Origin of the sequence: Kitasatospora sp. NPDC057936, assembly GCF_042887525.1 — a bacterium.
Classification (GTDB): Bacteria; Actinomycetota; Actinomycetes; order Streptomycetales; family Streptomycetaceae; genus Kitasatospora.
The window spans coordinates 32,087-40,878 of record NZ_JBHVPD010000099.1 but is presented as its reverse complement, the minus strand read 5'-3'; the positions used below and the strand labels follow the sequence as shown (position 1 = coordinate 40,878).

The 8,792-nt window shown below is 76.8% G+C and carries 8 protein-coding genes; 4 read left to right on the top strand and 4 right to left on the bottom strand.

Going from position 1 to position 8,792, the window contains the following annotated elements:
• Positions 1–1,724 (bottom strand): DEAD/DEAH box helicase (locus ACFVU9_RS36910; RefSeq protein WP_387601197.1); only part of this gene is annotated, 1,724 nt, incomplete at its 3' end.
• Positions 1,725–2,319: 595 nt separating this feature from the next.
• On the opposite strand from ACFVU9_RS36910, the gene ACFVU9_RS36905 reads away from it, so the two are divergent.
• Positions 2,320–3,045 (top strand): ferritin-like fold-containing protein, encoded by a 726-nt coding sequence (locus ACFVU9_RS36905; protein ID WP_380438227.1) that lies wholly within the window; start codon positions 2,320–2,322, stop codon positions 3,043–3,045.
• Between the two features lie 21 nt (positions 3,046–3,066).
• On the opposite strand, the gene ACFVU9_RS36900 is transcribed toward ACFVU9_RS36905, so the two are convergent.
• From ACFVU9_RS36900 to ACFVU9_RS36890, 3 genes are all read right to left on the bottom strand, one after another.
• Positions 3,067–3,393: a hypothetical protein gene (locus ACFVU9_RS36900; protein WP_387601191.1), complete on the bottom strand. Its 327-nt coding sequence runs from the start codon at positions 3,391–3,393 to the stop codon at positions 3,067–3,069.
• A gap of 128 nt (positions 3,394–3,521) precedes the next feature.
• Positions 3,522–3,749 carry a DUF3107 domain-containing protein gene (locus tag ACFVU9_RS36895; protein ID WP_359963217.1) on the bottom strand — a complete coding sequence of 76 codons (228 nt, stop codon included), beginning with the start codon at positions 3,747–3,749 and terminating at the stop codon, positions 3,522–3,524.
• A gap of 164 nt (positions 3,750–3,913) precedes the next feature.
• Positions 3,914–4,555: a TetR/AcrR family transcriptional regulator gene (locus tag ACFVU9_RS36890; protein WP_380438231.1), complete on the bottom strand. Its 642-nt coding sequence runs from the start codon at positions 4,553–4,555 to the stop codon at positions 3,914–3,916.
• A gap of 234 nt (positions 4,556–4,789) precedes the next feature.
• Here ACFVU9_RS36890 and ACFVU9_RS36885 point away from each other — a divergent pair, with 234 nt between their 5' ends.
• The 3 genes from ACFVU9_RS36885 (at position 4,790) to ACFVU9_RS36875 (ending at position 8,722) form a co-directional block, all read left to right on the top strand.
• The gene (locus tag ACFVU9_RS36885) at positions 4,790–5,707 is read left to right on the top strand and encodes an alpha/beta fold hydrolase (protein WP_387601188.1); all 918 of its coding nucleotides are present in this window, start codon (positions 4,790–4,792) and stop codon (positions 5,705–5,707) included.
• A 226-nt stretch (positions 5,708–5,933) separates the two neighbouring features.
• A complete protein-coding gene (locus ACFVU9_RS36880) occupies positions 5,934–7,616 on the top strand; it encodes a DUF3492 domain-containing protein (protein WP_387601185.1) in 1,683 nt (560 codons plus the stop codon).
• The gene (locus ACFVU9_RS36875; RefSeq protein WP_387601183.1) at positions 7,616–8,722 is read left to right on the top strand and encodes a hypothetical protein; all 1,107 of its coding nucleotides are present in this window, start codon (positions 7,616–7,618) and stop codon (positions 8,720–8,722) included. The genes ACFVU9_RS36880 and ACFVU9_RS36875 overlap by 1 nt, the downstream gene beginning before the upstream one ends.
• Positions 8,723–8,792: the final 70 nt, after the last annotated feature.

Below are 8,792 nucleotides of genomic sequence, written 5' to 3'. Positions count from 1 at the left end.
TTCTCCTCGGCCGGAGCCTCGGTGGCCGCCACGGCCTCGGCGACGACGGCCTCGGCGGCCTCGACCACCGCGGCCTCGGCCACGGCAGCCTCGGCGCCCGACGCGCCACCGCGCGAGCGGCGGCGACGACGGCGCGGCGCGGCCTCGCCCTCGGCGCCCTCGACGGCCGGGGCCGTCGCGGCGGACGCGGTCACCGCGGCAGCGGCCTCGCCCTCGGCGCCGACCTCGGAGCCCCGGCGGGTGCGCCGGCGCTCGCGGGTCCGCTTCGGCTTCTCCTCGGCCGCCTCGACGGCCGGGCCGCCCGGACGGCCGGAGCGACCGGAGCCGCCCGAGCCGCCGGAGCCGTTCGAGCCGCCGGAGCCGTTCGAGCCGGCGGACCCGCCGCGGCCACCCCGGCCGGAGCGCGCCCCGCGCCCGCCGGTCTCGCCGAGGTCCTCGACCTCCTCCGCGCCCAGGCCGGCGCGGGTGCGCTCCGAGCGGGGCAGGATGCCCTTGGTGCCCGGCGCGATCTTCAGCAGCTCGTAGAGGTGCGGCGAGGTGGAGTAGGTCTCCTCCGGCTCGTTGAACGGCAGGTCCAGCGCCTTGTTGATCAGCTGCCAGCGCGGGATGTCGTCCCAGTCGACCAGGGTGACGGCGGTGCCGGAGGCGCCGGCCCGGCCGGTGCGGCCGATCCGGTGCAGGTAGGTCTTCTCGTCCTCGGGGCACTGGTAGTTGATGACGTGCGTGACGCCCTCGACGTCGATGCCGCGGGCGGCGACGTCGGTGCACACCAGCACGTCGACCTTGCCGTTGCGGAAGGCCCGCAGGGCCTGCTCGCGGGCGCCCTGGCCGAGGTCGCCGTGGACCGCGCCGGCCGCGAAGCCGCGCTGGGTCAGCTGGTCGGACACGTCGGCGGCGGTGCGCTTGGTGCGGCAGAAGATCATCGCGAGCCCGCGGCCGTCGGCCTGCAGGATGCGCGAGACCATCTCGACCTTGTCCAGCGAGTGCGCGCGGAAGATGTGCTGCTCGATGTTGGCGACGGTCGCGCCGGTGTCGTCCGGCGCGGCGGCCCGGATGTGCGTCGGCTGGCTCATGTACCGGCGGGCGAGGTTGATGACCTGGCCCGGCATGGTGGCCGAGAACAGCAGGGTCTGCCGCTTGGCCGGCAGCATGGTGATGATCTTCTCGACGTCGGGCAGGAAGCCCAGGTCGAGCATCTCGTCGGCCTCGTCCAGGACCAGCGCGCGGACCCTGGACAGGTTGAGCTTCTTCTGGCCGGCCAGGTCGAGCAGGCGCCCCGGGGTGCCGACGACGATGTCGACGCCCTTGGTGAGCGCCTCCACCTGCGGCTCGTACGCCCGGCCGCCGTAGACGGCGAGGACGCGCACGTTGCGGACCTTGCCGGCGGTCTGCAGGTCGTTGGTGACCTGGGTGCACAGCTCGCGGGTCGGGACGACGATCAGCGCCTGCGGGAAGTCGGTGAGCTGTTCCTCGGTGGCGCGGCCGGCGTCCACGTCGGCGCGCACGACGGCCCGCTCGATCAGCGGGAGGCCGAAGCCGAGGGTCTTGCCGGTGCCGGTCTTGGCCTGGCCGATGACGTCGTGGCCGGTCAGCGCGACCGGCAGGGTCATCTCCTGGATGGGGAATGGGTGGACGATGCCGACGGCCTCCAGGGCCTCGGCGGTCTCCGGGAGGATTCCCAGCTCTCGGAACGTCGTCTTGATGGGTTCAGCGGTGGTGGACAGGGTGCTGCCTCTTCCGTGTGGGAGGGGCCGAGAGCGAGCGGCGGGCGGGCGGGCGCGCGGCTGCGTACGGACCTGGACGGTCCTGAAACAGCTGCGCGGACGCACAACCGCGCCGGTCCCTGCGGCCGGCCGGTGCGCGCGGCCCGATGGCGGGGCGCGTCGCCGGCGGCGTCGGGGAGGATTCCCGTGAGGGACCTGCGCGGGACCTCCGCCGGGTGGGCGCGGTCTCGGCGGCCCTCGCTCGGCCACTGATGCGGTGCCAAGGCTTGAAGTCCAAGCCATGGTCGGAGCCGATCGGCTCTCCGACCGGGCATCCGCGTACGTGAGTACCCGTGCCTCCGATGCGGACACGTCCGAGGGGACGGTGCCGCTGGGGAGCGGGCTTGCGCGGGACACCGAGACGGCGGTGACACCGTGCGAGCACGACGGGGCTCCGTACCACCATACAGTCAGGCGACGACTCGAACACGTGACGCGTCTGACATTGCCCCCGGCGACCGGCGCGTGACCGGGCGTTCCGGGTGGTCACCCGGCACGCCCGGGGGCTGCCGGTCCGTGTGGGGGAGCCGGGCGGGCGGGACTAAGGTGGCGGGTCATGGAGACCCATGGTGAGACGCAGGACGAGGCCGGCTCGATCGGTGACTGGGCGAGCTGCTCGGCCGACCCGGGCTACCGCGCGGCGGTGCTGGACCTGCTCGGCGCCCTCGCGTACGGCGAGCTGAGCGCCTTCGAGCGGCTCGCCGAGGACGCCAAGCTGGCGCCCGACCTCGCCGACAAGGCGGCCCTGGCCCGGATGGCCTCCTCCGAGTTCCAGCACTACCAGCGCCTGCACGACCGGCTCGCCGAGATCGGCGCGGACCCGCAGGAGGCCATGCGCCCCTTCGTCGAGCCGCTGGAGCTGTTCCACCGCATGACGGCGCCCTCGGACTGGCTGGAGGGCCTGGTCAAGGCCTACGTCGGCGACGCCATCGCGACGGACTTCTACCGCGAGGTGGCCGTCCGCCTCGACGACGACACCCGGGACCTCGTCCTCGGCGTCATGTCCGACACCGGCCACGCCCAGTTCGCCGTCGACAAGGTGCGCCAGGCGATCGAGGCCGACCCGCGGGCCGGCGGCCGGCTCGCCCTGTGGGGCCGGCGGCTGATGGGCGAGGCGCTCAGCCAGGCCCAGCGGGTGGTCGCCGAGCGTGACGCGCTGTCCAACCTGCTGGTCGGCGGCGTGCAGGTGCAGGGCTTCGACCTGGTCGAGGTCGGTAAGATGTTCAACCGGATCACCGAGGCGCACACCAGGCGGATGGCCGCCCTCGGCCTGGCCTCCTAGGGCCCGTCCCGACGACGCGCCCTACGCCGGCCGGTGCCGCCGCGGCGCGCGGTGGGCGCCCCCGCGGTGCGGGTGGTGCCGGTGCGCCGGGGCCCGGCCGGCGGCCACGTCGGGCCGGGCCAGCATCGAGGTGAGCACCACCGAGGCGACCGCCGCCGCGAAGGCCGCTCCGGCCGGGTAGCGCCCGGCGAGGCCGAAGGCCGCGACCGCCCCGCCGACCAGCGCCGCCGCCACCGCGGTGCCGAGCACCAGGGCGCGGGCCGCCGGGAAGTACGCCGGCAGCGCCAGGAGCGCGGCCAGGCCCACGACCAGGCCGATGAGGGCGAAGACGATCGACTCGACCAGCAAGGCTGCCTCCCCGGGGGACGGGCGCGCGGCACTCGAACGGCCGCACCTGCGCCCTACCCCGGTCCGACCGGCCGTACACGCAACGGTGCCCCGCTCCCTCGGGGGGAACGGGGCACCGGGCGGGCGACTCAGAGAGTGCCGAAACCGACCTTGCGGACGGCCTGCTCGCCGATCTCCACGTACGCCAGGCGCTCGGCCGGGACGATGACGCGGCGGCCGTGCTCGTCGGTCAGCGAGAAGAGCTTCGAGCTGCCCTCCAGCGCCTTGGCGACCGCGCTCTCGACCTCATCGGCAGTCTGCGTGCTCTCGATCACGATCTCGCGCGGCGCGTTCTGCACGCCGATCTTGACCTCCACGGCTTCCGTCCCTCCGGGGTTGCAGCCATCCACGCGCGGGCACCGGAGCGCCTGGGACAAGCGTTCGCGACGACCGCGCCGTACGGCTTCACCATAGAGCACGCGATCACCGCGGAGGCGAAGGTCAGCGGATCACCGGAGCCCACCGCGGCCGCGGGCCGGCCCTAGGCCGACTCGCCGGCCGGGTGCATCGGGAAGCCCTTCAGACCGCGCCAGGCGAGGCTGGCGACCAGCCGGACCGCCTCGTCGCGCGGGATCTCCAGGCCCTGCGACAGCCAGTAGCGGGCGGTGATCTGGGCGAGGCCGCAGACCCCGGCGGCGAGCAGCTTGGACTCCGCCTCGGGCAGGTCGGTGTCCTCCTGGATCACCTGGCTGACCAGCGTCGCGCTGGCCTCCGAGGCCCGCTCGACCCGCTCGCGCACGGCCGGCTCGTTGGTCAGGTCCGACTCGAAGACCAGCCGGAAGGCGCCCGACTCGCTGGAGACGTAGTTGAAGTACGCCTCCATCGTCGCGGCCACCCGCAGCTTGTTGTCGATCGTGGTGGACAGCGCCTCGCGGGTCGACTCCACGAGGGCGTCGCAGTGCTTGTCCAGCAGCGCCAGGTAGAGCTCCAGCTTCCCGGGGAAGTGCTGGTAGAGCACCGGCTTGCTGACCCCGGCGCGGTCGGCGATGTCGTCCATGGCGGCCGCGTGGTAGCCCTGCGCGACGAACACCTCCTGGGCGGCACCGAGCAGTTGTTCACGGCGGGCGCTTCGCGGCAGGCGGGCACCGCGCGGGCGCTCCTGCGCCTCCTGGATGGCCGTCACGGCGCTCCTCACTTCGGGGTTCGTACGGGGCTGCGAGGTGACCGATTCTACTTTTCGGTAACCGCGTCCGCGTTCGGCGGACGTGAGAAAAGCCCCCGGCCTCCTTGTCAGGAGCCCACAATACGGCGCTGACCTCGGCATCGGCAGTGGTGTGACGGGGGTGGAACGGCCCGGCCACGCAGGGTGCCCGCCCGGCGGCGGCCGCCCGGCCGGCGCTCACTACCATCGTCCACCATGAGCGGCGCTGAGCAGCAGATACGGTCGGTCGAGGTCCCCGGTGCGGTGCTCGCGGTGCACCGGCCGGCCGGTGCGGGCGGGCCCGGCGGGCGAGGGGCGGACGGGCGGGAGCCGGGGCTGTTCGTGCACGGGCTCGGCGGCTCGGCCAGCAACTGGAGGGCCCTCATGGGCCTGCTCGCCGACCGGATCGACGGCGAGGCCGTGGACCTGCCCGGCTTCGGCGCCTCCGCGCCGCCCGCGGACGGCGACCTGAGCGTCAACGGCCACGTCCGGGCCGTCATCGGCTACCTGGAGGCCGCCGGCCGCGGGCCCGTCCACCTCTTCGGCAACTCGCTGGGCGGCGCCGTCGCCGTCCGGCTCGCGGCCCTGCGCCCCGACCTCGTCCGCACCCTCACCCTGGTCTCGCCCGCGCTGCCCGAGCTGCCGCCGCAGCGCACCGCCTGGCCGACCGGCCTGCTCGCGGTGCCCGGGCTGCCCGGTCTGCTGGGCCGGCTCCCGGCGGGCGCGCGCGGCCCCGAGGAGGCCGCCGACGGCATCCTGCGGCTGGTCTACGGCGACCCGGACGGGCTGCCCGCGGCCACCCGGGCCGAGGTGGTGGCCGAGTACCGGCGCCGGCTCGCGGTGCCGCACGCGGCGCGGGCCCTGGTCGGCTCGGTGCGCGGGATCGTCTCCGCCTACACCGAGCGCGGCGAGCAGGCGCTGTGGCGCCAGGCCGGGCAGGTGCGCGTGCCGGTGCTGCTCGTGTACGGGCTGCGCGACAAGCTCGTCTCCTACCGCTCGGCCCGGCGGGCCTGCGCGGCCTTCGCGGACGCCCGGCTGCTGGTGCTCCCGGAGTCCGGGCACGTGGCGATGATGGAGCACCCCGGGCAGGTGGCGCGCGAGGTGCGGGAGCTGCTGGCCGCCCGCGCCCGGTAGCGGCGGCGCTAACGGCCCCGTTCGCGGCGAGGTCACGCCGGTTCACTCGTTCAGGTGGCAACCAGGCATGTGACCGATGGATGGCCGCGGGCCGGTCCTACCTTTCTGCTGCCGGACCGAACAGGTGTGGGGGGAGAGCCACACACGCCGCGCCACACGGCGGGCAGCAGGCGGTCGGCCACCAGCTTCCGCAGCCCCCGGGAGGGGCAGCAAGAGGAGGTCTTCCGTGCGCGTCGCGCTGCTCACCGAGGGTGCCCGTCCGTACCCGGGCCGTGGCACCGGACCCTGGTGCGACCGGCTGGCCGAGGGCCTGCCGGAGCACGGGTTCGAGCTCTACCTGCTCACCGGCCCGGACGCCCTCGGCGTCGGGGACCGGATCTCGCCCGCCTGGCGCGGGGTCCACGAACTGGCGCTGTGGGGGCGCAGGCCGGCCGGGCGGGCCCCCGGCGCACTCCGCAGACGCCAGTACGCGCGGGCGTACGAGGAACTGGTGCGCGCCCTGGTCCTGCCGGGCGAGCGCGACGGGTTCGGGGCCGGGCTGTACCGGCTGGCCGCGCTCGCCCGGGAGGACGCCGGCCTGTCCGCGTTCCTGGCCTCCGCGCACGCCCGCCGCGCCCTGGAGCGGGTCTGGCGGCTGCCCGGCGCGGACACCTCGGCCGGGCAGCCGCTGGTGTGCGACGTCCTGGTCGCCGCCGACCTCCTGGAGCAGTGCCTGCGCCCGCTGTCCGCGCCCTGGTACGGCACCGGGCCCGGCGGCCTCGGCGGCGCCGACCTGTGCCACGTCGTGGGCGGCGGCCCGGCCGCGCTGCCCGCCCTGGTGGCCCGGCACCTGCACGGCGTCCCGTTCGTCGTCACCGAGCACGGGCTGCACCTGCGCGAGCAGTACCTCGGCTACCGCGAGGCGCCCTACCGGTGGCCCGTCCGGGCCCTGCTGCTGGCCTTCTTCCGGGCGCTCACCGAGGAGACGTACCGGCAGGCCGCGATACTGACCCCGGGCAGCGCGCACGACCAGCAGTGGCAGCGCCGCTGCGGGGCTGACCCGGCGCGCACCCGGGTGGTGTACGAGGGCACGCCCGCGGTGTCCCGGCCCGCCGCCGGACCGGAACCGGCCGCGCCGACCCTGACCTGGGCGGGCGCCCTGGAACCCGGCCGCGACACCGAGCTGATGCTGCACGCCTTCGCCCGGGTGCGGGCCGAACTCCCCGACGCCCGGCTCGTCGTCCACGGCGAGGAGGCGCGGCCCGGCTACCTCGCGCACTGCGCGGCGCTGGCCGGCCGGCTCGGGATCGCGGCGGCGGTGGACTTCACCGGGCGGCCCGACTCGCTCGCCGCGGCCTGGGAGAGCGGCACGGTGGCGGTGTTCTCCGCGCTGGCCCAGCGCCGGCCGCGGCTGCTCGCGGACGCGATGTTGAGCGGGCGGGCGGTCGTGTCGACCGACGTCGGGGTGGCCCGCGAGGTGGTCGGACCGACCGGGCTCCTGGTGCCCCCGCGCGACCCGAGCGCCCTGGCCGGCGCCTGCCTGGCGCTGCTGCGCGACGAGGAGCGGCGCTCGCGGCTCGGGCTCGCCGGACGGCTCAGGGCGCAGGAACGCTTCGCCGTCGAACCGGTGATCGGCGCCTTCCGGGAGATCTACCTGGAGCTCGTCTCGCAGTTCCCGGCCTTCCCCGACGGCGGGGGCGGCGGCACGCCCGGCGAGGCGCCCCGCCCGTTCGCCCGGCCCGCCGAGTTCTGGCTGCGCGGCGGCGCCGACGGGGTCGGCCGCGGCGCCCCCGACGACGCGGCCGAGGACGGCGGCGACGGAGCGCGGGAGCGCGGGGGCCGGCTGCGGACCCCCGGCCGTCCGGCGGCCCTCCGGGCGGACGGCGGGAGCCTGGAGACGGACCCCGGCGCCCTCGCGGAGGCGGTCTGATGTCCGCGGGCGGCGCGGAGGCGGGGGGCGGTGCCGGCCGCCCCTCGGGCGATCCGGTGCGCGAGGTGATGGCCGAGCACCGGGCGCTGTGCGAGCGGGCCGTCGACCCGCTGGAGATCGCCGCCGGGCTGGAGGAGGCGGGCCTCGGGGCCGAGGCGGCGGCCCGCTGCCGGCACGCCGACCTGTTCGCGCTGGCCGACGAGCTGTACGCGCGCGTGCCGCGCCGCCCGTACGTGCCGCCGCAGCCCCCCGGCCGGGAGTGCGGCGCCGCCGCCAGGGCCACGCTCGTCGCCGTCGCCCTGGCCGCCCCGCCGTGCGCGGCGGTGGCCTGGTTCGGGGCGCGCTGGCCGGTGCTGCTGACCGCCGCCGTCCCGCTCGTGCTCGTCCCCGCCCTCACCGCGGACCGGCCGGCCCGCCCGCCCCGGCCGCCGTTCGCCGGCCCCGCCGCCCCCGACGGCCTCGGCCCCGAGGCCGCCCCGCCCGGCACCGGCACCCGCTGGCGCCCCGCCGCCCTCGCCTACGGCCTCGGCCTGGCCGCCCTCCTGCTGCTCCCGCCCGCGCTGCCCGGCGGGGACCGCCCGCTGACCATCGCCCTGGCGCTGGCGGCCGCCGCGTCGGCCGGGTCGGCCGAGCGGGCGGCCCGGTGGTACCGGCAGGTCGGCCGGGGCCACCTGGGCGCGGCGGGCACGCTGGCCGAGTTCCGGGCCCGGATGCGGCCGGTGCTGCCGGTCGCGGTGGCCCTGCACCTCGCCGTCCTCGCGGTGCTGACCTTCGCCGCGCTCGCCGTGCTGACCGTCGTCGCGCCGCGCCCGGGGCCGTCCCGCGGGGGCGGGCTGCTGCACGTGGCCGCCGAGCGCTCCGGCGCCCTCCCGTGGGCGGCGCAGGGCGTGCTGGGCCTGCTGCTGGTGCTGCCCGCGCTGCTGGCGCGCTGCGGCCGGTGGACCGCGGCCGCGCTGGGCGCGCTCGCGGGCCCGGCCGCCACCCTGGCGGTGCTCGGGCTCGGCCGCTCCGGCCCGTCGGCCGCTCTGCTCGGCGGCGGCGGCGTCGCGGCGGTGCTGCTCGGGTACGCCTGGGCGGTGCTCGGCCGCGCCGAGGCGCACCGCTGACCCGTACCGCGCGCCCGTCCGTCCGTCCGCCCGCACGCCCCGATCCCCTGGACCCCGGCCGTCGAACCGG